General features: G+C 53.4%; 16 protein-coding genes. 15 read left to right on the forward strand and 1 reads right to left on the reverse strand.

What is annotated here, in order from left to right; translation table 11 throughout:
• The first annotated feature begins 41 nt into the window (after positions 1–41).
• Positions 42–17,669 carry a hemagglutinin repeat-containing protein gene (locus DUT67_RS10110; protein WP_368350122.1) on the forward strand — a complete coding sequence of 5,876 codons (17,628 nt, stop codon included), beginning with the start codon at positions 42–44 and terminating at the stop codon, positions 17,667–17,669.
• Positions 17,666–17,947, forward strand: coding sequence for a hypothetical protein (locus tag DUT67_RS10115; protein ID WP_053075308.1), 282 nt, complete (start codon positions 17,666–17,668; stop codon positions 17,945–17,947). The genes DUT67_RS10110 and DUT67_RS10115 overlap by 4 nt, the downstream gene beginning before the upstream one ends.
• Positions 17,948–17,987: 40 nt before the next feature.
• Here the strand turns inward: DUT67_RS10115 and DUT67_RS10120 are convergent, their stop codons facing one another.
• Positions 17,988–18,176 carry a SymE family type I addiction module toxin gene (locus DUT67_RS10120; RefSeq protein ID WP_368350140.1) on the reverse strand — a complete coding sequence of 63 codons (189 nt, stop codon included), beginning with the start codon at positions 18,174–18,176 and terminating at the stop codon, positions 17,988–17,990.
• On the opposite strand from DUT67_RS10120, the gene DUT67_RS10125 reads away from it, so the two are divergent.
• From DUT67_RS10125 to DUT67_RS10185, 13 genes are all read left to right on the forward strand, one after another.
• Positions 18,114–19,235: a VENN motif pre-toxin domain-containing protein gene (locus DUT67_RS10125; RefSeq protein WP_368350123.1), complete on the forward strand. Its 1,122-nt coding sequence runs from the start codon at positions 18,114–18,116 to the stop codon at positions 19,233–19,235. The genes DUT67_RS10120 and DUT67_RS10125 overlap by 63 nt on opposite strands.
• A gap of 471 nt (positions 19,236–19,706) precedes the next feature.
• Complete coding sequence (locus tag DUT67_RS10130) at positions 19,707–20,480, forward strand: VENN motif pre-toxin domain-containing protein (protein ID WP_368350124.1); 774 nt, start codon at positions 19,707–19,709, stop codon at positions 20,478–20,480.
• Positions 20,438–20,653: a hypothetical protein gene (locus tag DUT67_RS10135; RefSeq protein WP_145984886.1), complete on the forward strand. Its 216-nt coding sequence runs from the start codon at positions 20,438–20,440 to the stop codon at positions 20,651–20,653. The genes DUT67_RS10130 and DUT67_RS10135 overlap by 43 nt, the downstream gene beginning before the upstream one ends.
• Complete coding sequence (locus DUT67_RS10140; protein ID WP_223254665.1) at positions 20,631–20,843, forward strand: hypothetical protein; 213 nt, start codon at positions 20,631–20,633, stop codon at positions 20,841–20,843. Before DUT67_RS10135 ends, DUT67_RS10140 begins: the two co-directional genes overlap by 23 nt.
• A 27-nt stretch (positions 20,844–20,870) precedes the next feature.
• The gene (locus DUT67_RS10145) at positions 20,871–21,095 is read left to right on the forward strand and encodes a ribonuclease domain-containing protein (protein ID WP_223254666.1); all 225 of its coding nucleotides are present in this window, start codon (positions 20,871–20,873) and stop codon (positions 21,093–21,095) included.
• Positions 21,096–21,098: 3 nt separating this feature from the next.
• Positions 21,099–21,383 carry a barstar family protein gene (locus DUT67_RS10150; protein ID WP_113633209.1) on the forward strand — a complete coding sequence of 95 codons (285 nt, stop codon included), beginning with the start codon at positions 21,099–21,101 and terminating at the stop codon, positions 21,381–21,383.
• A 68-nt stretch (positions 21,384–21,451) separates the two neighbouring features.
• Positions 21,452–21,925 (forward strand): polymorphic toxin type 25 domain-containing protein, encoded by a 474-nt coding sequence (locus DUT67_RS10155; RefSeq protein WP_113633210.1) that lies wholly within the window; start codon positions 21,452–21,454, stop codon positions 21,923–21,925.
• A 4-nt stretch (positions 21,926–21,929) separates the two neighbouring features.
• Complete coding sequence (locus DUT67_RS10160; RefSeq protein WP_113628152.1) at positions 21,930–22,391, forward strand: hypothetical protein; 462 nt, start codon at positions 21,930–21,932, stop codon at positions 22,389–22,391.
• A 292-nt stretch (positions 22,392–22,683) separates the two neighbouring features.
• Positions 22,684–22,872 (forward strand): hypothetical protein, encoded by a 189-nt coding sequence (locus DUT67_RS10165; RefSeq protein WP_145962319.1) that lies wholly within the window; start codon positions 22,684–22,686, stop codon positions 22,870–22,872.
• Entirely contained in the window at positions 22,862–23,095 is a 234-nt protein-coding gene (locus DUT67_RS10170) for a hypothetical protein (RefSeq protein WP_113628153.1), read from the forward strand. The genes DUT67_RS10165 and DUT67_RS10170 overlap by 11 nt, the downstream gene beginning before the upstream one ends.
• Positions 23,096–23,141: 46 nt before the next feature.
• Entirely contained in the window at positions 23,142–23,333 is a 192-nt protein-coding gene (locus tag DUT67_RS10175) for a DUF4926 domain-containing protein (RefSeq protein ID WP_113628154.1), read from the forward strand.
• Positions 23,334–23,612: 279 nt separating this feature from the next.
• Positions 23,613–24,068 carry a hypothetical protein gene (locus DUT67_RS10180; RefSeq protein ID WP_368350125.1) on the forward strand — a complete coding sequence of 152 codons (456 nt, stop codon included), beginning with the start codon at positions 23,613–23,615 and terminating at the stop codon, positions 24,066–24,068.
• A 64-nt stretch (positions 24,069–24,132) separates the two neighbouring features.
• The gene (locus tag DUT67_RS10185) at positions 24,133–25,158 is read left to right on the forward strand and encodes a VENN motif pre-toxin domain-containing protein (protein ID WP_368350126.1); all 1,026 of its coding nucleotides are present in this window, start codon (positions 24,133–24,135) and stop codon (positions 25,156–25,158) included.
• The last annotated feature ends 257 nt before the right edge of the window (positions 25,159–25,415 follow it).

Genomic DNA, 25,415 nt, shown 5'->3' on the forward strand with positions numbered 1-25,415 from the left:
ATTAATTTTTAACTATTTATTGTTAAGACAGGGGATCAGGGATGAAACCAATAAAAACCACACAGCGCCTGCTGGCGTATACGCTGATCCACTTCATTGCATTTCAGCCTCTATTGCCAGCAATGGCCGCAGGCGTGCAGGTCGCAACGGGTAATACCTCGCTGGATCAGGCTGGCAACGGCGTGCCGGTTATCAACATCGCCACGCCAAACAGTGCTGGGATCTCCCACAACCAGTACCACGATTTTAACGTCGACAAGCCTGGTCTGATCCTGAATAACGGCACAGAACAGCTCAATCCTACCCAGCTCGGTGGGCTGATCCAGAACAACCCCAATCTGAAGGGGAAAGCCGCCGACGCCATTATCAACGAAGTTGTGTCGACCAACCGCAGTACGCTGGCGGGCTACCTGGAAGTGGGCGGTAAACAGGCTAGCGTCATCGTTGCCAACCCGAACGGCATCACTTGCGATGGCTGCGGTTTTATCAACACCCCGCAGGTGACGTTGACCACTGGGAAACCCCAGTTGGATGCGCAGGGCAATCTGCAACGTATTGACGTGACACGCGGCGATATCACGCTGACTGGGCAGGGGCTGGATGCGAGCAAGAGCGACTACCTTAGCCTGATTTCCCGTACCGCGCAGATTAATGCCGGGCTGAATGCCAATGACACGCAGATTGTGCTGGGTGCCAATCAGGTTGACGCGACGGGCAAGGTGACGGCGCAGGCGGCGGATGGCGGTGCGGTTAATGGTGTAAAAGTCGCGTTGGATACTGGCGCACTCGGTGGGATGTACACCAATCGCATCAAGCTGGTTTCCAGTGATAAAGGCGTGGGTGTAAACGTCGGCAATCTCAGTGCACGCAGCGGTGATATCACGCTGTCTGCCAACGGTAAACTCAGCCTCGGTGATGCGGTAGCGCAGGGAAACATTCAGGCTGATGCTGACGCGCTAGCGTTGCAGGGCAAGCAGCAGGCGGGGAGCGCCCTGACGCTGAAAGCCAGACAGGACATCGCGCTGCAGGACGCCAGGCTGCGTGCTGGGCAGGATATCGATCTCCAGTCCGGCGGTGAGTTGACTGCGCAGAACAGTCTTATCAGCGCAGGCGTGGATGCACAAGGTACCGTCAAATCCGCCAATCAATTATCCCTAAAAAGTGACGGCGTCACACTCTCTAATGCGCAGCTTGCGGCGGGTAAGATCACGATCGGTGCAGGGAAATCGCTGAAGCAGGATGCCAAAAGCGGGATTAAGGCGGATGCCTTACTTGATGTGCGTGGGGACGTGGTGTCGCTGGCGGGAATGGCGGACGCAGACACGATTCGTCTTGAGGCGAAAAACCTCAATGGCGCAGGTAGCGCACAGCTTCAGGCGAAAAACAACGCCACGGTGCGCGTCACGCAGCAGGGTGACTGGCAGGGGAATCTAACCGCAGGTAACGCGCTGACCGTTGACGGTGGGAAGGTAGTACAGCGTGGTACGCTGGCGGGGAAAACGATCTCGCTGACCGTCGATTCGCTGGATAATCAGGGTGATATCGCTTCGCTACAGGGGTTTACGTTCAGCGGCACTCACCTGACTAACGGCGGGACGCTGGCCGCCGCAGAACGCCTGACGGTCAATGCGAACCGACTGGATAATACTGGCTTACTCAGTGCGCGTGACGATATCAGGCTTGAGCTGCAAACGGCGCTTGCCAATCAGGGCAAGATCCTGACGGATAACCAGCTGTTTCTGCTGGCTGACAGCATCAGCAACGATGGGACGCTACAAGCGACCGCGCTGACCGCGCAAAGTCGTCAGTTTACCAATCAGGGCGAAGTGACGGCTAATGAACTCGATCTGACCAATCAGACGACAGAAAACCACGGCACCATCAATGCGCAGCAGATGTTGGCGCTGCATGGCGGCAGTGTAGTAAATGGCGGCACGCTCAGCGCGGGAGAAAAACTGGCGCTGACGCTGGGGAAAACGCTGGATAACCGTAGTCTGGTTAAGGCCGGTACTGCCTTACACGTGACCGCCGAGCACATTAGCAACGACGGCACGCTCACCGCCCCTGAATTACAGTTGCATACCGAAACCCTGACCAATCAGGGGACGCTTCAGGCCAATAACGCGTTGTTCCTCGATGCTACGCATCAGTTGACGCAATCTGCCAGCGGTACGCTGCTGGCGGGCACCGAACTGACGCTGAACGCCGGACAGGCAGAAACAGACGGCGCGATTCAAGCGCAGCAGTTCCTGATGAATGCCGAACGCTGGCTCAATACAGGTAAAACCAGTATTACCGGCGACGGACAGATAAAGGCTGCGCAATTGGACAACCGCGGCAGTTTGCTGACGGCAGGGAACTGGGCGATTGTCAGCGATGCCATGAGTAATGACGGCGCGTTGCAGGGCAATACGCTGACTCTTCAAGCCAATACGCTCACGAACCGCGGGCAGGTACAGGCGCCGGGTGCGGTAACCCTGACTATCGCTGATGCGTTTACCAACCACGGCGACTGGTTAAGCGGTGATGCGCTGCGTATTGAGGCAGCGAACATTCAGAACGGAGGCACGCTACAGGCGTTAAACCTTACGACAGTCGGTGGCGCGCTTAACAACAGCGGCAACATCAGCGGTATCAATAGTCTGTCACTCTCCTTAAACGGCAATCTTGATAATACCGGCACGCTACAGGGCAACCAACTTCACGCGGAAGCCGCTCGTCTCACTAATCAGGGATCGTTTTACGGCACCGACGCGCTGATGCTGGCAATCACCGGAGATCTAGATAACACCGGTACGCTGCAGGGCAACCAGCTTCATGCGGAAGCCGCTCGTCTCACCAATCAGGGCACGCTTCACGGTACGGATGCACTGACGCTCGCGATAACTGGCAACTTGTCTAATCAGGGGACGCTGCTGAGTGACGGTGACAGCACGGTGACGGCGCAGCAGCTTGATAATACCGGGTTATTACAGGCAAAAAACGCTGCACTTCAGGTGGGCTCGCTGGATAACGCTGGAAAGATCTTCGGTATCGCCTCACTGGCGCTGACGGCCACCAACGGGTTGACCAATCAGCAAAGTGGCAAATTACTTACTCAGGGTGCGGCGGTGCTCACCGCGGCGGATGTCGTCAATGCCGGAGAATGGCAGGCACAGCGACTGACTCTGACGGCAAATAATTTAACCAATGACGGTGAGATTCAGGGGGATGACGCTTTATCCCTGACGCTACCAGCCGTTGAAGGCAAGGGCACGTTAATCAACCGTGGCGCATTGACGACGGGCGGTGACGCCACGCTGTTTGCGCGTCTGATAGATAATCAGGGCACGCTATCCAGTCTGGGTCAAACTGCACTGACCGGAATGTCGTTGATTAACGACGGCCGTTTGGTGGCAGCGACAGGGCTGTCGCTGTACGGCGACTATCGGGGCAGCGGACTGCTGAACACGGCAGGTACGCTGACGCTCCAGGGCGACACGCTGGTTAACGACGGGCACTGGGAAAGTCGGGCGCTGTCTCTGCAAGGGTTGTCGTTCACCAATCAGGGCTCGGTGTTAGGGAATGACGTGACGCTGTCGGCGAACCGTCTGACGAATCGCGGTAGCGTTGTGGGTGGTGATTCTCTGGGGATCACGTTGTTTGACCGTCTGGATAACGTCGGTGAGTTGCGCAGCGACAATCTGTCTCTTACGGCATCAGGCATGAACAATCGCGGCGACATTCAGGGTATCAATACCCTGCAACTGAATGTGGCGGGATTAGTGGATAACGCGGGCGTCATCAGCGGCAACCAGTCGGTGGCAGTGACTGCAGGAGAGGTCAAACAGCTCGGCACTCTGGAGGGGAAAACCGTCACGCTGGACGCTGCCTCGCTGGTCAATCAGGGAAAAATTCTGGGTGTAGATGCGCTGACGCTCGCCATCGCAGGCAATGTCACAAACAGTGGCAATGTGCTGACGCAGGGCAACGGGATGGTGACCGCGCAGCAACTGGACAATAGTGGACTGCTGCAGGCCGACAGTCTCACGTTGGAAGCGGATGAGGTGACCAATGCAGGGCAATTGCTCGGTATTCAGGCGCTGTCGATAACGGCACACCATGGGCTGACCAATCAGCAAAACGGCAAATTGCTCACGCAGGGAGCGGCGGTTCTGCAGGCCGCTCAGGCGGATAATCACGGTGAATGGCTGGCGGATAACCTGACGTTGCAGGCCGAGCGTTTCACTAACACGGGACGGATTCAGGCCGATCGCGATCTCGGCATTATCGTGGAGCCAACGCGTGCTCTTCGTCAGCCGTCTTTTCTGGCGATGGCGTTAACGCTGGCGGCAGATGCACAGCAACTCAGCCTGAGCGTGTCACCTCAGTATGCGGGGGAAAACAGCGGTGTTCTGGACAATCGCGGCACGCTGGTGTCCGGCGGGGACGTACACCTGAGCGCCACGCAAATAGCCAACCAAGGCTCGCTCTCCAGCAACGGTGCAGCAACCTTGACTGGTGAGTCGATTGATAATACCGGTGCTGTGGTGGCAATGAAATCGCTGTCGCTGACGGGGAATTATCAGGGAAGCGGGTCGCTCAATACGGACGGTTTGTTGGCCTTGTCCGGCACGACGCTTGCGAATACCGGGCACTGGCGGGCGAATGCCATTCAGGCGAAGGGGCTTACGCTGGATAATCAGGGCACGTTGCTGGGGCAACGGATCGATATCACGGCAGATAACGTGTTCAACGGCGGCGAAATAGCAGGGATTGACGCGTTGCAATTGACGCTTGACGATCGCCTGACGAATCAGGGCGAACTCTACGGAGCGACGCTACGGTTGTCAGCGACCGATCTATTTAATCAGGGTGAACTCTCCGGTGACGACCTGCATCTGACGCTGCAAGACGGCTTGCACAATCGTGGCCTGATTAGCGGTAGTGAGCGGGTGCAGCTTGACGCTAATCAGATCGACCAACGGGGTTCGCTGGAAAGTCGCGATCTGCAGGTGCAGGCAAACGCACTCGACAATCAGGGCACGATGCTGGGCGTGGATGCGTTGACGTTTGCCATCCGTGATACCGCACGTAATCAGGGCAAGTTGCTGAGTCAGGGTACCAGCACGCTGACGGCTAATCGGCTGGAAAACAGCGGACACTGGCAGGCGGACACGCTGGCGCTGACGGCAGACGAGATCGCGAATGCCGGACAATTGCTGGGGCTGTCTGCGCTGTCGTTGACGGCGAAGGGCCGTCTGGACAATACGCAAAACGGCAAACTGCTCACGCAGGGCATCGCGGTATTGCAGGCGACTAACGTAGAAAATGACGGTGAATGGCAGGCGGATAGCCTGACGCTTGACGCGCAAAACCTGATCAACCGTGGGCACATTCAGGGCGATAAATCGCTTAAGGCGACGCTGGTAAACGGTGATGTAGACAATAAGGGCACACTGTGGAGCGAAAACGCCACGCTTGCCGCCCGAACACTGACTAATGAAGGCAACATCACCGGCGTTAACGGTCTTCAACTGACGCTGGGTAACACCTTAACTAACCAGGGTGCGCTGAACAGCAACCAGCTCAGCGCACAGGCCAACAGACTGGTCAATAGCGGAAAAATCAACGGCCTTGACCGTCTTGAATTGACTGCTGTCGATAGTCTGGATAATCAGGGGGCGTTGTACGGTACGGTGTTGACGCTCAATGCGAACGACCTGACCAACAGCGGCGCTATCACGGGCGTGGACAGCCTGATTCTGAGTCTGAAGGGGACGCTGGACAACGTGCGTGATATCAGCAGCAATGCGCTGACCCTTGATGCTAACGATGTGTTCAACCACGGCATGATTACGGGCGTTAACGGGTTAACGTTCCTGCTCGGCAATCATCTCGACAATCAGGGCGCACTGAACAGCCATGCGCTGTCCATCACCGCCAACGATCTCACTAACGATGGCCAGATCAACGGCACGCGCAGCCTGCAACTGTCTCTCAACGAGGCGTTGACCAATCGCGGCGATCTTACCAGCCAGCAAATAGCGATAACGGCCAATGATGTGCTCAATCATGGGCAGATGCTGGGTTCGGACGATCTGCAATTGGATCTGCGCAATAAGCTGGATAATCGCGCTGTTATCAGCGGTAGCAATACGTTGGGTATCATCGCGAAAAGCCTCGATCAGCAGGGTACGCTGGAAGCCCGCGCGCTGACCGTGGACGCCCAGACACTGGATAACCGCGGAAAAATGCTGGGCGTGGATGCGCTGACGCTGGCGATTGCGGGGATGGCACGCAATCAGGGCAAATGGCTGAGTCAGGGCAGTAGCACGCTGACGGCAGATCAAGTTGACAACCACGGGCAGTGGCAGGCGGGTGATATCACGTTGCAGGCCAACGATCTGACCAACAGTGGGCAGATTTTCGGCATCAATGCCTTGTCGCTGAAGACAATTCGCGGCCTGACTAACCAACAAAACGGTACGCTCCTGTCACAAGGCATTGCCGCCTTACGCGCCGCCAGTGTGATAAACGACGGTGAGGTACAGGCTGATCGCCTGACGTTTGAAGCACAAGAGCTGAGCAACCGTGGGCGTATTCAGGGGGATCGCGAGTTAGCGGTCATGCTGGATAGTAACAACCCTGCCGGCCGTTTAACCAATTTGGGCACCTTGATGTCCGGTGGCGATAACCAACTGCAAGCCAGCCTGTTCGACAATCAGGGCACGATCTCCAGCGTAGGCAAGATGGACGTGCAGAGTGCGGATATTCGCAACGCGGGCAATTTGATTGCCGACGGCGCACTGTCGCTCAGTGGTGACTATCAGGGCGCGGGTCTGTTGCACACGGCCGACACACTCACGCTACACGGTAATCAACTGAACAACAACGGACGCTGGGAAAGCCGAGCGCTGGCGCTGAACGGCGGGGCGCTGAACAATCAGGGTACGCTAGTCGGTGAACGCGGTATCACGCTGGAATTGCGTGAAGGCTTGACGGTCGGCGACACCGGCAAACTGCTTACCAACGGTGCCCTGCAGGCGCAGGCGGGGATGGTCGTGAACGACGGTTTCTGGCAGGGCAACACGCTGACGCTGACGGCAGATAACGTCGAAAATGCCGGGCAACTGCTGGGGCTGTCTGCGCTGTCGTTGACGGCGAAAAACCGTTTGGGCAATACGCAAAATGGCAAGCTGCTCACGCAGGGACTCGCGGTATTGCAGGCGACCAACGTAGAAAATGACGGTGAATGGCAGGCGGATAGCCTGACGCTGGACGCACAAAACCTGATCAACCGTGGACACATTCAGGGCGATAAATCGCTTAAGGCGACGCTGGTAAACGGTGATGTAGACAATAAGGGCACACTGTGGAGTGAAAATGCTGAGCTTGCCGCACGGACACTGACCAACGAGGGCAATATCACTGGTGTTAACGGTCTGCAACTGGTGCTGGATAATGCGTTAACCAATCATGGCACGCTGAACAGCTATCAACTGACTGCACAGACCGACAGACTGGTCAATAGCGGGAAAATCAACGGACTTGACCGTCTTGAATTGACCGCCGTCGATAGCCTGGATAATCAGGGGGCGTTGTACGGTGCAGCGTTGGCGCTGAATGCGAATGACCTGACCAACAGCGGCGCTATCACGGGCGTGGACAGCCTGACCCTGGATCTGACTGGGACACTGAACAATGTGCGTGACATCAGCAGCAATGCGCTGACCCTTGATGCTAACGATGTATTCAACCACGGCACCCTGACGGGCGTTAACGGGTTAACGTTCCTGCTCGGCAATCATCTCGACAATCAGGGCGCGCTGAACAGCCATGCGCTGTCCATCACCGCCAACGATCTCACTAACGATGGCCAGATCAACGGCACGCGCAGCCTGCAGTTAACGCTGGGTGGTGACTTGACCAACACCGGTGACCTTACTAGCCAGCGTATCGATATAACCGCGGAGGACGTGCTCAACCACGGGCAGATGCTGGGTTCGGACGATCTACAACTGAACTTGCGCAATAAGCTGGATAATCGCGGTGTTATCAGCGGCAGCAATACGTTGGGTGTAATCGCGAAAAGCCTCGATCAGCAGGGTACGCTGGAAGCCCGCGCGCTGACCGTGGACGCCCAGACGCTGGATAACCGCGGAAAAATGCTGGGTGTGGATGCACTGACGCTGGCGATTGCGGGGATGGCACGCAATCAGGGCAAATGGCTGAGTCAGGGCCGCAGCACGCTGACGGCGGATCAGGTCGACAACCACGGGCAGTGGCAGGCGGGCGATATCACGCTTCAGGCCAATGATCTGACCAACAGTGGGCAGATTTTCGGCATCAATGCCTTGTCGCTGACGACAACCCACAGCCTGACTAACCAACAAAACGGTACGCTCCTGTCACAGGGCATTGCCGCCTTACGCGCTGCAAGTGTGATAAACGACGGTGACGTGCAGGCAGAACGCCTGACGTTTGAGGCACAACAGCTGACCAACCGCGGACGGATGCAGGGCGATCGTGGATTCGCTATCACGCTGGATAGCAACAACCCTGCCAGCGTGTTAACCAATCAGGGCACGCTGCTCTCCGGCGGTGACGGCTGGCTGAGCGCCAGCCAGTTCGACAATCAGGGTACGGTCTCCAGTGTAGGCAAGATGGACGTGCAGAGTACGGATATTCGCAACGCGGGCAATCTGATTGCTGACGGCGCACTGTTGCTCCGTGGCGACTATCAGGGCGCAGGTCTGCTGCACACGGCCGACACACTGACGCTACACGGTAATCAACTGAACAACAGCGGACGCTGGGAAAGCCGAGTGCTGGCGCTGAACGGCGGGGCGCTGAACAATCAGGGTACGCTAGTCGGTGAACGCGGCATCACGCTGGAATTGCGCGAAGGCTTGACGGTAGGTCGCGATGGTCAACTGCTGACCAGTGGCGCCTTGCTGGCGAAGGCAGGTGAGGTTATTAACGACGGATTCTGGCAGGGGAAAACACTGGAACTGTCCGCGAACGACCTGATTAATGGTGGTTCGCTGCTCGGTCAGGATGGCCTTCGCCTCGATTTACTGCGCACCTATCAGGGAACCGATTTATCCCACCTACTGAGTGACGGGAATGCGGTTATCAATGCTGAGCGTGTTACGCAAAGCGGAGAGATAGCGGCGGGAACGCTGAGCCTGACCACAGGTACGTTGGAGAACGGCGGGCGCGTGCTGGGCAGCAATGGCCTGACGGTCACAAACCGTGATGCGCTACTTAACCGCGCCGGTGGTGAACTGCTGACCAACGGCGCAGGCCGTGTTGACAGCGGATCGCTGATCAACGCGGGCACGCTACAGGCTAACGACCTGCAACTGCGGGCTGGTGAAATCGATAATCAGGGACGTATTCAGGGCACCGACGCACTGCGTTTGCTCGACGTGCTGCGCTATGTCGGCGATAAAAGCAGTCAACTGCTCAGCAAAGGCGTATCTACCCTTAATGCTAAACAGGCAGAAAACGCCGGTTTATGGCAGGCGGGTACGCTGACGTTGAATGGCGAATCGCTCGATAACAGTGGCACCGTAGCGGGGCTGAACGGTTTGTCGCTCAACGGCGACGCGCTAACAAATAAGGGTGAACTGTTCTCGCAGGGAACGGTGACGTTAACGGGCAAGACGCTGGAAAACAGCGGTACGCTGACGGGTGTCGGCGGCTTTACGCTGCAATTGACCGATCGCGTCGACAATCTGGCGGCGGGACGTTTACTCAGCGGCGGCGTGGGCGAACTCACGACTGGCGTGTTGAGCAATCAGGGGCTGTGGCAAGCGGACGAATTGCGTCTGACAACCAGTGACCTCGATCAACAGGGAAATCTGCTGGGCGTGCAGCGTGGTACGTTGCAACTGACCGGATCATATCAGGGCGCGCAGGGTAGCCAACTTGTCAGCGGCGGCGATCTCAGCCTGACGGCGCATGACATCACTAACCGTGGACAGGTTCAGGGCCGCACGCTGACGCTGGGTGCCGATGAGATCACGAATCACGGCACTCTGCGTGGCGATAGCGCGCTTAACGCGACAGTCTCAAATCAGTTCAGTAATGCGCCACAGGCGCGTTTAAGCAGCGACGGCACGCTTAACGTGCAGGCGGTCGCGCTGAATAATCAGGGCGAGATAAAAGCCGTCAACACCACGCTGACGGGCAATACCGTCACCAACGGCGGCACGGTGCAGGGCACCGCTGCGCTACAGTTGGACACGACAGACCGCATCGTCAACCAACAGGTCGGACAGCTGTTATCCGACGGCACCACGACGCTGAAATCAGCGGCGGTAGAAAACCACGGCTGGCTGCAGGGGCGTGGGCTGGACGTGAATACCGCACAGTTTACCCAGCAGGGCAGCCTGATGGCGCAGGATAAACTGACGCTGAAAATCCCGCAGTGGGTGAATAACGGGCTGGTGCAGGCGGGTGAACTGGAAATCATCGCCGACGAACTGGACAACCACGGCACGCTGCTGGGCTTGACACAGCTGGCGCTGCAGACGCAGCGGCTGATCAACCGTCAGGGCGCGAAGCTCTACAGCGCGCAGGATTTGCGCCTGAAAACTAATACATTGCAACAGGACGGGCAACTGGTCGCGCTGGGTAACCTGACTGCCGATATCACCGGGCCGCTGACCTTCACCCAGAGCATGGCAGCGGGGCAAAAATTAGCGCTAAACGTCGCGGGTGACCTCGATCAGCGCGGGACGTTACAGGGTAAATCCGTCCAATTGACCAGTACTGGTACGCTTACCAATCAGGGCAACATTCAGGCGGGCGGCGGTGAGTCGCGTATCAGCGCGAAAGACATCGTACAACTGGAAACGGGCAGCGTTCAGGCTGGCGGGAATCTGACGCTGGTCAGTGATAACACGCTGAATAATAAAGGGCTGATTGGCACTACGAGCGATCTGCTGATTCAGGCGGGCGGCACGCTCCATAACAGCAGCATGCTCTATGCGGGCGGCAATATGCGCTTGCTGTCCGATTCCCTCACCAACGTCTTTGGCACCATTCTGGCAGGTAATAACCTGCTCATTCAGCGTGACGACCAAGGCACGGCCAGCACCTCGTTGTTAAACAGTTCAGGTACTATCGAAACGCAGTCCGGCGATATCACGATTAATACTGGTACGTTGACTAACCAGCGTGAAGGGTTGGTGGTGACGGAGAGTGAATTGGCTGGGGACTCGGTGCCGGATTGGGTAGGTAAAACGACGGCTAATATCCCGATCGAATGGTTTAAACCTGAGGATTATGGGGTCGTAAGTTTCATCTCTGTTTATAGAGGTGATGGATATTCTAGTGATGAATCAATAGTATATGGTATGAAGCCATCATCTTCGTTATATGTTCCCTACGAACATGCTTATATTAAAAATATTATAATAGCAAATAAGGAAATTAATATATCTGTACTAGGTTATGATGGCCGAATCTATTCTGGAAATAATATTTCTATAAATTCAACTCTCCTAATTAATGATGCCTCTCAGATCGTTTCAGGAAAAAAAATAGAGTTAATTGGAAATAGTATAAGTAATCAGTCATATCAAACAGGGGTTACAAAAAAATATTTAACATATCAGTATGAAAATGCTAAGTACAAACCAGCACAGTATTATATAAATGGTGTGCTTTCAAAAGTTAAATATACACCATCTAGTTTTGATTACATGTTGGCCAATTTTTCCCCATATCTTACTTATATCTTGAAAAACACCCCAACCTACGAAAAAACTGTTGGCGAAAGCTATAACGCGTTAATTCAGGCGGGCGGCACCATTACCGCCAACTTTAAACAGGATATCAGTAATACCACGCTGCAACCGGGCAGCGGTGGGTTTATGCCTGCCTCCACCAAACCGGTGCTGGATAGCATCACCGCGCTGTCGCCATTGCAGAAACAGACCACGCGTCAGTTGGTCAGCCAGGATTCGTCGTTTAACGCGGGTGCGGTTGACGTCACAAAAGCAGGTAGTGGACAGGCGACGTTGGCGGGTAATGCCATAGGCGTAGCGGCGACGGGTAAAGCCGTGGTGCTGACGCAGCAGTCTGGCACTTCGCTGCAAACGACGGCGCAGGCAGAGAACATTACACCGTTGACGCAGGGGCAGCAGTCCGCAGAGCCGCTGACGCTGAATACCGGCGACGCGGTGGTGTTACAACCTGCTACTTCCGGTCATATCAGCAACCCTGATTCGGTCGCGCTGACGCAGCAGGCTGGCACCGCGCTGCAAACGGCGGCGCAGGCTGAGAACATTACGACAATGACGCCTGGGCAGCAGGCCGCAGGGCCGCTGACGCTGAAAACCGATGATGCGCTAGTGTTAACCGATCCCAACGCCAGCCCTGTCGTCCATTCTGATGCGGTTGCGCTCACGTCGACAGGCCAACGTCCTGATGCCGGACAGAGTCTGACGCCCGTTACCGTGGACAATTCGACGACAGGTGTCACGATAGCGGGCACGGTAGGGGCACCTGTAACGTTGGCGAAACCGGGCGCGGTGGTTGTGGAAACACCGAAGCAGACGGTGAGTGCAGACAACTTTCCGGGTGGGGGTACGCCCTCTGTGCCACAGCCTCTTTCTGCTGCTGAGCTGCTGAGCGCCATCGGTAATGGACTCCAAAACCTGAGTACCAATCCGCTCGCCGAGTACCCACTGCCGACAGGTAATAACGGGCTGCTGGTTGTCGATCCTAATGCGGACAGCCGCTACCTGATCCACACCAACCCGAAACTGGAACAGTTAGGTCAGGTCGACAATGCGTTGTTCAGCGATCTGCAAACGCTGTTGGGGCAACAACCGTCAACGGTGGTGCCAGTCGAAACGCGCTCACAGTGGACGCAGGCCGACAAGGTGTTGGGGTCGTCCTATCTACTGGATAAACTGAATCTGGATGCGGATCACGACTACCGTTTTCTGGGGGATGCGGAGTTTGATACCCGCTACATCAGTCAGGCGGTGCTGAAACAGAGCGGGCAGCGTCACCTGAATGGCGCTGGTTCCGATCTGGCACAGATGCAGATGCTGCTCGATAACGCCGCGGCGGCGCAGAAAGGCATGAACCTGCAACTGGGTGTGAGTTTGACGCCGGATCAGGTAGCCAACCTCAGTCAGAGTATGGTCTGGTGGGAAAATATCGAGGTCAACGGTCAGACTGTGCTGGCACCGAAGCTGTATCTGGCGCAGGCGGATAAAAATAACCTGCAGGGCAGCGCGATTGTCGCGAACAAGGTTGAGCTGAACGCGGGCGGCGGCGTCACCAACAGCGGCACGATCAAGGCGGTTGAAGTGTTGGCGATTGCCAGCGGCGACAAGATTGATAACCATGAGGGCGGCCTGATCAAGTCAGACGGCGGCCTGAATCTGGTGGCATTGAACAACATCACCAACAGCGGCAGCCGGATTGAAGGTAACACGCTGCAACTCGCCAGCATTAACGGCGACATCATCAACCAGACCGCGTCGCGCGATTTTCAGACCGCGCAGCCGAATGCTTCACGCAGCGGCACGGGATCGCTCACGTTCACCGAATTGGGTAAAACCGCCGAAATTGTAGCAGGTAACAGCCTGACCCTCAGCGCGGGCAAGGATATCCGCAACGTGGCGGCCACGTTGAATGCCGGGCAGGATATGGCGCTGAACGCCAAAGGCAATGTGGCGATTGAGGCGCTGACGCTGACCAATAATCGCGTGGATATCGGGTGGGGTAGCAGCAATACCGCGCTGAACACGACCGTGCAAGGTAGCGCCGTCAATGCGGGCGGTGCGCTGAAAGCGGTAGCGGGTCTGGATATTCAGATCGATGCCAGCCAGCTTTCCGGCGGCTCGGCGCTGTCGCTGGCGGCGGGTAATGATATTCGCCTCACCGCGCAGGACACGCTAAAAGAGACGCTGTATCAGGGCGGTAGCACGGCGCAGCGTCGCACGCAGGAGGTGGCAAACAGCCAGTTACTGAGCGGCGGCGACCTGGCTCTGGTGGCGGGACGAGATGTCTTGTCTGAGGCGGCCAGCCTGAATGCCAAAGGCAATGCGACACTGGCGGCTGGACGCGATCTCAATCTGCTGTCTCAAGAGGAAGAAACCTACAGCGGCAGCTGGTGGAACCGTCATGCCGACTGGCAGCAAAACATCACTCAGCAGAGCACCGAGTTAACAACGGGCAAGGGCTTGAACTTGCAGGCGGGCAGAGACATCAATCTGCAAGCGGCACAGGGCGTGGCCAGCGGCGCGGTGACGGCACAGGCGGGCAACGACATCAATCTGCTGTCGGCAACCGAAACGCAGCACACCTTCTTTGAAGAAACAAAAATCAAGAAAAAGGCCTTTTCGAAGACGGTGACGCATACGTTGCGGGAAACGTTGCAAACCGATGAGAAGGGCAGCCTGCTGTCGGGTGACAGTGTCACGATGGCCGCTAATCAGAATATCAATCTGCAAGGTTCCTCGGTGGTCGGCGACAAGCAGGTCACGCTGCTGGCGAATAATGACGTTAACACCGCTGCCAGCGTAGAGAACTACCAGAACTATGAAGAGCACAGCAAGAAAAAAAGCGGCTTGTTCAGCGGCGGCGGCATCGGCTTCACCATCGGATCGACGTCGACTAGCCAAAAACTGCGCGATCAGGCCGCAACGCAGAGTCAGAGCATCAGCACGCTTGGCAGTACGACAGACTCAGTGACGGTGAAGGCTGGGAACGATGTCACCCTCAGCGGCACCGATATAGTGGCGGGGAAAGACATCCTCCTGCAAGGCAACAACGTCACGATCGATCCGGGTTATGACACGCGCAAGCAGCAACAGGAGTTTGAGCAGAAAAGTGCAGGCCTGACTATTGCGCTCTCCGGCGTAGTTGGGGCTGCGCTCAACAGCGCGGTGCAGAGCATTCAGGCGGCAAAAAGCGAAAGTGATGGTCGACTGGCGCTGCTTCAGGGGATGAAGGCGGGGCTGGCTGGGTATCAGGCCTATCAGGGCAGTCAGTCCGAGTTGAACAACAAAGGGGAAGCCTCTTTCGTCGGCGTCAGTATTTCTCTCGGGGCGCAGAACTCACGATCCAGCCAGACTAGTGAACAGAAGCAGAGCTTTGGTTCGACGCTGAATGCGACGCGAGATATCGGTATTGACGCGCGCACGGGAGATATCACGGTTGCGGGTAGCCAGCTTAAGGCGGGCGGCGATGTCATGATGAACGCGGCGCAAGATATCCACCTGATCTCTGCCCGTAATAGTGAAGCGCTGAGTGGCAAAAACAGCAGCAGCGGCGGCAATATCGGTGTCAGTCTGGGATTGAGCAACGGTAGCGCGGGGCTTAGCATTTTTGCTAACGTTAATGCGGCGAAAGGGCGGGAAACCGGCACGGGCAATACTTGGTCAGAAACCACGGTGGATGCAGGTAACCATGTCACGCTGAAAAGCGATCGCGACACGCGACTGATTGGCGCGCAGGTGAACGCTGAGCGCATTGATGTTGACGCAGGGCGTAATCTGCTGTTGCAAAGCCAGCAGGATAGTGACCGCTATGATTCCAAACAGGTTAGCGGATCGGCAGGCGGCAGCTTTACCTGGGGCGGCGGTGGCGGCAGCGGCTACATCAGCCTCAGCAAGGACAAGATGCACAGCAATTATGATAGTGTGCAGCAGCAGACGGGGTTCTTTGCTGGTAAAGACGGATTTGGTATAAAAACTGGTGAACATACCCAGCTTGACGCCGCCGTGATTGGTTCTACCGCCAGCGCCGAGAAAAACCGGCTGGAAACGGGGACGCTCGGCTGGAGCGGGCTTAACAATAAAGCCGAATTCAAGGTGGAGCACAGCGGCGCAGGTTTCAGCGCCAGCCCATCGATGGGCGGTAGCATGCTGTCGACGTTGGCGATGATGGCGTTGGGTAACAGTGGCAATGCATCCAGCACCACCTATGCGGCGGTGAGTGACGGCAGCCTGCTGTTGCGGGACACGGCGAAGCAGGTGCAGGATATCGCCACGCTGAGCCGTGATGTTGAGCACGCGAACAACGCGCTCAGCCCGATCTTTAACAAAGAGAAAGAGCAGAAACGCCTGAAGCAGGCGCAGCTGATTGGTGAAATCGGCGCGCAGGTGATGGATATTGTGCGCACGGAAGGCGAGCTGAAAGCGCAGAAAGCCGCGGAAGCGAAAGGTGATTCCAAAGTCGAACGTCCGAAAGACGGTGACTCGGTCGCGCAGTGGGAGGACTATAAAAAGGCGCTGACGGAATCGCCGACCTACAAGGCCGAGATGCAGAAATACGGCACGGGTAGCGATTTCCAGCGAGCGGCACAGGCAGCGACGGCAGCAATTCAGGCACTGGCGGGCGGGGATATCCAGAAAGCGATTGCCAGCGGTGCGTCACCGTATCTGGCACAGCTGGTGAAAGATGTCACGATGCCGAAAGATGAGAGCAAAGCCACGGCGTCCGATATTGCAGCAAACGCGATGGCGCATGCGGTGGTGGGTGCGGTGGTTGCACAACTGTCGGGTCAGGATGCGGCAGCGGGGGCGCTAGGTGCCTCCAGCGGTGAACTGATCGCCCGTGCCATCATGGCCGATCAATATCCTGGGAAGACGGCGAATGACCTGACGGAAGCGGAAAAACAGTCAGTTAGCGCGCTTTCGACACTGGCCGCGGGTCTGGTATCCGGTCTGGCAGGCAACAGCACCGCCTCCGCCGCCAGCGGCGCACAGTCTGGGCGTAATGCGGTGGAGAATAACTATCTGAGCAATCAACAGCGCTCAGAGAGAGATAAAGAGTTTGATGCCTGTAAAGGCAATATGTCCTGCCAATTGCAAGTGGGGGCAAAATGGGATGCCATCAGTCTGGGGCAAGATGCTGCCTACGGTGCAGGTATGCTGGTTGGTGTTCCTCAAGGGATTTACGACTCAGTCGAGAGCTTATCGAAATCCATCAGTGATCCTGCTGCGGCTTATGATGCAATCAAGCAATTGATAACGAGCGATGACATTTTTATTACGATGTCGGATGCGGTTAAGCAAAGCTACATTGACCGTATCAATCTGATGGAGTCTGAGTATCAGAAGGCTGGCGCAAGTGGTGCGTACAATGCCGGTGTTGAAGCTGGTAAACTCGTGTCTGATTTGGCTGCGGCCATCGCAGGCGGAGTAGGTGTTACGAAAGCAGGGACGGCACTCACGGAAAGAGTGGTAGCTAAAGTAGTGGGTAAAGTTGAATCTGCTGTTAGTCACAGTGTTGTTTCGTTCCCAAATAAGGTTATTGGTGAATATTCAGCAATTAAACCTGGGCCGTTAGATAATGATTTAGCAGCCACTTTTAGTGGTGGAAGGTATAAAGAAATGGTATTGAAAGAAGATACTATTCTTTTTCGTGGAGGGGTGTCCGATAAACCTTATGGTCAGTTCTTTAGTTCGGAAGCACCACAAGGTGTTATTCAAACAAGGATCGATAAAGCTGTTCTTCCTAAGTGGCCTGGCGGGGGAACGTCACCAATAGATACATCTTTTGCGATAAAAATCCCCTCAGGTACAAAAGTGTATGTAGGTGAAGTTGGAACCCAAAATGGGTTATATGTCGGTGGTACGCAACAGATTGTAGTTATTAAACCTTGGGAAATTAAAGGTGCTGAGGTTGTTGAGAGGAAACCATTAAAATGAATCAAGATAGATTGCTAGTTATACAAAGTAAATTAAAACGTATGGCACTACTTTTGAATATAGGTGGTTATCCTGACTGGGCTAATGGGCTTGCTGAACTATCCAATAGACTAATTGTGTCTCCAGATGTAGTCCGAACAGAGCTTCTGGGCCTTTATGGTGGAATGGGGTCATTGAATGACTTATTACTCTACAAGGATGGTGTTCTTCTATTCGATGAAAATGAAGAGTTTGATTGCTTAAGAGCAGAAGTTTTCAATTTGGTTTCATACGCTTGAATGCTCCCGGCCCTTGAGCCGGGATCGTTGTTTTTATCGGTCAGAACCGCAGTTCCGTCTCAATGACCAGTTTACCGCGCTCAACGGTGACGATAACAGACTGGCCGGTGTTAAAACCGAGGTCTTCCAGCCACTTACCGTTGAGTTTAAGCTGCGGAAGCGAAAGGTGATTCCAAAGTCGAACGTCCGAAAGACGGCGATTCAGGCACTGGCGGGCGGGGATATCCAGAAAGCGATTGCCAGCGGCGCGTCACCGTATCTGGCACAGTTGGTGAAAGATGTCACGATGCCGAAAGATGAGAGCAAAGCCACAGCATCCGATATTGCAGCAAACGCGATGGCGCATGCGGTGGTGGGTGCGGTGGTTGCACAACTGTCGGGTCAGGATGCGGCAGCGGGGGCGCTAGGTGCCTCCAGCGGTGAACTGGCCGCCCGTGCCATCATGGCCAAAGAATACCCCGGCAAAACGGCGAACGACCTGACGGAAGCGGAGAAACAGTCAGTTAGCGCGCTCTCGACACTGGCCGCGGGGCTGGTATCCGGCCTGGCAAGCAACAGCACCGCCTCCGCCGCCAGCGGAGCGCAGTCAGGGCGTAATGCGGTAGAGAATAATTTATTCGGTCCAAATGGTATGCCGAAAGGGTTACAGGATGTTGGTATGTCGATGACGTCGTTATATACCAATACCAATTTGCTGGATGAAAACGGTAACGTGCTGAATCCGATAACGGAAGAAGAGCGTCAGTATGCGATGCACAAATTGATCACAGGAACGATGCCGGAAGGGCAGGATCCTGTCCGAGGCCTTTTAATCGCGTGGGGAGCTGGAGCTTCTGTGGTTGTCGCTCCAGTATTTTTACCCAGTATGTTGAGTGCGGGCACAATAATTGGCGGTGGAGCCATCAGTGGTACAGCAAATATTAGTAATCAGTTAATGGGAAATAGTCCATTCAGTTATACAGATGCGCTGATTGCTACAGGCGCTGGTGCGGTAACGCAAGGTAGAGGATTCTGGTTTACAGAAGTGGTAAGCGTTGCCAGTGCATATACGGGTGCAAAATTGCAGAATAAAGATCCGTTAACTGCTTCTATTGCTGCGGGGATTGGTACGGCGGTTGGTGCTGCTGGCGGTAAAGTAATCACCTATGGCAATAAGCTAAATCCTATGGTTTCAGATAGAGCTGCGGAATCTGTAGGGGCGGTAGTCGGTGCTTTGAGTTCAGAAGCAGCGACTTCTGAAGCGGAGAACCAAGTAAATGCAATCAGGAATAATCAAAATGGTAAATAAAGTAGGGATTAAAACTCTTTTGGTTCTAATCACGTCATTCACTGTGCTCATTGCTTTAACTATGCTTCTTATTAGATTGGGTATCGCATCTGTATTCTTTCTTAAGGATGGTTTTTTTTACTTTTCGTGGCAGAACGGAGTTATTGACTCAGCTAGAAAAGGTCTATCTGGGGGAGTCCCCTTGGGAATAGGAATCTGGATTATGTCCTGGATCAAAGCGAATAAAGAGAAATGAAATGTGTTCAAAGATCTCGGCCTTAAACCGTGATCTTCTTTTTATCAGGTAGCGTTTCAGTTCTGGTTCAAACACCAGTTTGCCTCGCTCAACGGTTACGATAATGGCCTGGCCGGAATTAAAACTGAGTTTTTCAAGTCACCACCTATGCGGCGCTCAGCCCGATCTTTAACAAAGAGAAAGAGCAGAAACTCCTGAAGCAGGCGCAGCTGATTGGTGAAATCGGCGCGCAGGTGATGGATATTGTGCGCACAGAAGGCGAGCTGAAAGCGCAGAAGGCCGCGGAAGCGAAAGGTGATTCTAAAGTCGAACGTCCGAAAGACGGTGACTCGGTCGCGCAGTGGGAGGACTATAAAAAGGCGCTGACGGAATCGCCGACCTACAAGGCCGAGATGCAGAAATACGGCACGGGTAGCGATTTCCAGCGAGCGGCACAGGCGGCGACGGCGGCGATTCAGGCACTGGCGGGCGGGGATATCCAGAAAGCGATTGCCAGCGGCGCGTCACCGTATCTGGCACAGCTGGTGAAAGATGTCACGATGCCGAAGGATGAGAGCAAAGCCACGGTGTCCGATATCGCAGCAAATGCGATGGCGCATGCAGTGGTGGGGGCAGTGGTTGCACAACTGTCGGGTCAGGATGCGGCAGCGGGGGCGCTAGGTGCCTCCAGCGGTGAACTGGCCGCCCGTGCCATCATGGCCAAAGAATACCCCGGCAAAACGGCGAACGACCTGACGGAAGCGGAGAAACAGTCAGTTAGCGCGCTCTCGACACTGGCCGCGGGTCTGGTATCCGGCCTGGCAAGCAACAGCACCGCCTCCGCCGCCAGCGGCGCACAGTCTGGTCGTAATGCGGTGGAGAATAACGCTTTGGGTGCAGATGCCGGGACGGCGTTAGGGTTCTGGTTAGGCAAAAGCGACGAATGTGGTGTTGCCTGTAAGGCGGAGATTGCGAAAGGGGTAATCTCGTGGTATCAGCAGGTGTGGCAGGCGTTGCCGGTGGTGCAATGATCGTGGGAGCCACGCCGGAAATCGTGGCGGCGGCAAAAGCGGCACTGGAAGGGTGTAAGGCTGCGCCGACGATTTGTCTGAACAATGCCGGATTGCAGGTAGCGGAAGCGATTACACCGGGAGGTGTGGGTGCTGCTGGAGCGATCGGGGTTGGCAGAAGTAACGGTGGCTAAGGCTGAAGCTGTGGCGGCTAATGTTGCAAAAAACACCAATAATGCCGCCCACAATGCTGCTAACTATGCAGGTCTTAAATTGGATCTGAAAACGACGGAGGCGGCAAATGAAGTTATCGAAAGCTTACAGGCTACAGGGAAGCTGCCCGCTAATTATGTAAATAAAATGAATGCTTATGCATCTGGGTAGTCGGAAGGTAAAGCAGTTAATAACTATGTGCCAGGAGGGCAAACTGGGGGCGATATATTCAGAAATAGCGATGAATTATTGCCATCAGCACCGGGATGCGTATGGTTTGAAGCAGATATAGGACTTAGCAATACGATGTCACGTGGTAATGCTTCCCAACCTACATCTCGCTTGTTGTATTCAAGTGATGGTTTATTGTATGTAACGCCGGATCATTATGATTCTTTTATACCCGTGGGCACTTGTAAATAGCTAATGAATGTAATATTAGATGGTTTACTAATTGAATCTGAAGATGATTTTCATGATGTGATTACAAAAGAACTTGACCTCCCTATTTGGTATGGTCGTAATCTTGATGCGCTGTGGGATGTTTTGACAAGTATGGTTGAACGGCCAGTGAACCTTGTATGGTTAAACTCTGAAATATCCAGATCACGCTTATCACGATATGAAAAAATAATAGATCTATTTAAGGATGTTGCAGAAATGGATAACGCTTTAGGATGCATAAGTAAATTTGAATATTTGCTTAAATAATAGTTGATAATAACGCTTTGGGAGATGGATTCAATCTGTCAACTGGGGCGAGAAATTATGGTGCATCGGTGGCATCATGGGCACAGTATGCTGTCGAGCATAATTTGACACAGGAACAAACGCAGGCTGGTCTTGATAATATTGCAAATGGAATGGGGCCATCGATGGGGGTAACATATAAAGTTAAACCTAATGGAAAGCTTGAGATTTCAGGTGGTGTGGGACTTGCTTTGAAAGGAGGGGCTGAGATTAATAATGATTACTTCTCTGTTTCTACCGGACATACGAAAGAGTTTGGTGTTAAGGCTGTGGCTTCAGTAGGTATTGATTTTGGTCCATACGCACCTGGAATGTTTGGTGACTTAAGCCGTGATTATTCAACTAGTCTCGGTTTTGGTCTTGGTTCCTTAGGGATGACTGCTGGGAAAGATGGTATTGGTTTTTCTTTCTCTGTTGAGCCAAGTATTGATTTTACAGTATCTTCAACGGGATCTCATAATGAAAAAATAGATCTGAATGGTGATTCTACTAAGGAAATATAACACCATGATTTCAAATGATATTGTTCTTAATTTATCATCGTTTATGATGCTGTTTTTCTTGTTATTGTGGGGAGTGTGTTTTTTTATTTTTGTGTATAGAAACCTTGGTGGACCTAAGGTAGGCAAGGACTCTTTACTTTATTTTAATTTTATGTTCTTCAAACGTAGCATTTTATCAAATTGCGCATTAATTTTTCTTGTTCTTGGTTATATAACAGCAGCAATAGCTGAATATCGAAGGGAATTTAATAATTTATTATTAATATCTAACTTGGCTGGAGGGATATCATTCTTTCTCTTTGCTCTGTATGGTAAATATTTTTACCAAGGATTAATTGATGATGAAAAATCGTTTTATTTTATTAAGGTTTTTTTAACAAAGTTAGATCTATCCTTTGGATCAGTTTTTCTTTGGCTATCAAGGCTATTATATACCACATGGTTAATTGTATTCATTGGTAATTAGACTGCGTGACTAACAAAAATCTCGGCCCTTAGCGGCTGGGATTCTTTTGCCTGTAATTCAGCCGCTGGTCGTATCACCAGTTGCCCGTGCTCAACAGCCATAACGACCGGGGTATCTGTCCCAAATCCCAAGGCGTCCAGCAAGTGATATTGGAGTTTGCTTCTAAAATCTAGTCATATAATGATGTTCGAGCGACGGCAGCCTGCTGTTGCGGGATATCAGCCATGCTGAGCCGTGATGTTGAGCATGCGAACAATGCGCTTTTGGGACAAGGAAACTGATAGAAGCACCTTTGAAGCCGATCTTTAATAATGTACGAGATGAATATGGTGATATCCCTGTTATATTTCCTTGGATTACAACAGGTAAGCCTAAAAGTCCTATCCCAGGAACTGTTGGTGGGCTTGGGGGCTCCGTTGGTGCTGAAGTTGGCGGGAAATATACTGAGAATAAGGTAAAGGATATCAGAAATGAAAAATAAGAAGATAAACGTGAGTGTTTTTTTCTATCTGATGATTTCTTGTATTATGGCAATGTTTTTTTTATTTTTTTTGTTGAATTTGATGTTTGATTTTCTTTGTTTTTTTAGGGGAGGGGGATTTAACTTTACATGGGGGACTGCAATGGATTGTTTTACATTGGGAGCCATGACTGGACCTGTTGCTGCATTAGGAATTTGGTTGATGCTCAGATTTAGGATGTGATGAAAAATACTTCCGGCTAAGAAATATATATCTTGGTGTTCACTATATGATCAAAGAATATGATGTGATTAAGGCAAAAAAAGACTTGTCTGACACGATACTCAAAGGATGTAAAGGTGCTGTTGTAATCGTATATCAAGAACCTGTATTAGGTTATGAGGTGGAGTTTATTGATAGTGAAGGTAATACATTAGACGTGTTAACAGTTTATCCTGATGACATAGAACCGCTAAAGTAACCACTTTTGTAACCGTCTTATAAATCCCGGCCTCTAAAAAGGCCGGGATTTTTTATCTGTCATTCAGTCACAATGCGGATCAGCAGTTGGCCGTGCTCAACAGTGACGACGACCGAGGTATTGGTCCCAAATCCTGCGGCTTCTAGCTGTGCAGACTGGGGCTTCGGCTGTAATAGCTCATCATATCATTGCGGTCGGCGTGACGGCGGCTGATATAGCGACCTTAAAGCGGAGCACAGCGGCGTAGGTTTCAGCGCCAGCCCATCGATGGGCGGTAGCATGCTGTCGACGTTGGCGATGATGGCGTTGGGTAACAGTGGCAATGCATCCAGCACCACCTATGCGGCGGTGAGTGACGGCAGCCTGCTGTTGCGGGACACGGCGAAGCAGGTGCAGGATATCGCCACGCTGAGCCGTGATGTTGAGCACGCGAACAACGCGCTCAGCCCGATCTTTAACAAAGAGAAAGAGCAGAAACGCCTGAAGCAGGCGCAGCTGATTGGTGAAATCGGCGCGCAGGTGATGGATATTGTGCGCACGGAAGGCGAGCTGAAAGCGCAGAAAGCCGCGGAAGCGAAAGGTGATTCCAAAGTCGAACGTCCGAAAGACGGTGACTCGGTCGCGCAGTGGGAGGACTATAAAAAGGCGCTGACGGAATCGCCGACCTACAAGGCCGAGATGCAGAAATACGGCACAGGCAGCGACGGCAGCAATTCAGGCACTGGCGGGCGGTGATATCCAGAAAGCGATTGCCAGCGGCGCGTCACCGTATCTGGCACAGCTGGTGAAAGATGTCACGATGCCGAAGGATGAGAGCAAAGCCACAGCGTCCGATATCGCAGCAAATGCGATGGCGCATGCAGTGGTGGGGGCAGTGGTTGCACAACTGTCGGGTCAGGATGCGGCAGCGGGGGCGCTAGGTGCCTCCAGCGGTGAACTGGCCGCCCGTGCCATCATGGCCAAAGAATACCCCGGCAAAACGGCGAACGACCTGACGGAAGCGGAGAAACAGTCAGTCAGCGCACTCTCGACACTGGCTGCGGGGCTGGTATCCGGCCAGGCAAGCAACAGCACCGCCTCCGCCGCCAGCGGCGCACAGTCTGGTCGTAATGCGGTGGAGAATAACTACTTTGGTCCAAATGGCATGCCAAAAGGGATGACTGATGTTGGTATGTCGATGACATCGTTGTATACCAATACCAATTTGCTGGATGAAAACGGTAACGTGCTGAATCCGATAACGGAAGAAGAGCGTCAGTATGCGATGCATAGGTTAGTGACGGGTGTTATGCCTGAAGGACAGGATATCTCGAAAGCAATCGTGAATGGATATACAAATGGTGTGTTGATAGCGGGTGCGTGGTATATAGGGCCAGCGGCGGCGTTAGGGAAAGTTGTGGTCGGTTCTGTTCTGAGTGGCGGTGCGAATGCCGCATACCAATGGTATGACCTGAGCCAGCCAAACAATAAAAATAAGACTTATGATTATTGGAGTACCACAGCTGCGTTAGTTACTGGTGGGCTGGCACCTGGGCGTAATATTTTACCGAACGTCGGTATAGCGATGGGAAGCGCAGTATTTACTGATGGGCCAAACATAGGGGCTATTGGCAGTGCGGCTGCAGGTTCTTGGGCTGGTGGAGCGTTTGGGAAATATGCTCCTGTTGGAGTTGAAAAAATCATGGGAAACGACAAAACTCCTGGATTTGTATTTGATGTTGTTGGTTCTCTTGGATCTGAATTTTTAGGAGGATATACCAAAGATTTAATAAATGCTCCGGCACAAAATGGAACACAAGAAGAGAAAAAGGAAAATGACAAATGAAGACTTATCTTAAATTATTATTATACTCTTGCTTCTTTTGTATATCGCTCTGTTTTGTATTTGGATTGGGGGCGTCATTTGTTTTTTATATAAAAAATGGTTACTTTCTTATCCCTCATGGACAAATGAAAAGAGCGATTGTTTTTGGATTTATTGCAGGAATGGTAATAACTTTGTGTACATTGATTTTTAATTTGATAGATAAGTTCAGGACTCCCCCTCCTTCTTCTGGAACTAAACAGTGAATAGAAATTATC

The organism is Pectobacterium peruviense (genome assembly GCF_003312355.2).
Lineage (GTDB): Bacteria > Pseudomonadota > Gammaproteobacteria > Enterobacterales > Enterobacteriaceae > Pectobacterium > Pectobacterium peruviense.

What these genes read in the sequence shown, in the direction of transcription:
- DUT67_RS10110 (WP_368350122.1), top strand. Translation starts at nt 42, where the DNA reads ATGAAACCAATAAAAACCACACAGCGCCTGCTGGCGTATACGCTGATC.
- DUT67_RS10115 (WP_053075308.1), top strand. Translation starts at nt 17,666, where the DNA reads ATGAATCAAGATAGATTGCTAGTTATACAAAGTAAATTAAAACGTATG.
- DUT67_RS10130 (WP_368350124.1), top strand. Translation starts at nt 19,707, where the DNA reads ATGGATATTGTGCGCACAGAAGGCGAGCTGAAAGCGCAGAAGGCCGCG.
- DUT67_RS10150 (WP_113633209.1), top strand. Translation starts at nt 21,099, where the DNA reads ATGAATGTAATATTAGATGGTTTACTAATTGAATCTGAAGATGATTTT.
- DUT67_RS10160 (WP_113628152.1), top strand. Translation starts at nt 21,930, where the DNA reads ATGATTTCAAATGATATTGTTCTTAATTTATCATCGTTTATGATGCTG.
- DUT67_RS10170 (WP_113628153.1), top strand. Translation starts at nt 22,862, where the DNA reads ATGAAAAATAAGAAGATAAACGTGAGTGTTTTTTTCTATCTGATGATT.
- DUT67_RS10175 (WP_113628154.1), top strand. Translation starts at nt 23,142, where the DNA reads ATGATCAAAGAATATGATGTGATTAAGGCAAAAAAAGACTTGTCTGAC.
- DUT67_RS10180 (WP_368350125.1), top strand. Translation starts at nt 23,613, where the DNA reads ATGCTGTCGACGTTGGCGATGATGGCGTTGGGTAACAGTGGCAATGCA.
- DUT67_RS10185 (WP_368350126.1), top strand. Translation starts at nt 24,133, where the DNA reads ATGCCGAAGGATGAGAGCAAAGCCACAGCGTCCGATATCGCAGCAAAT.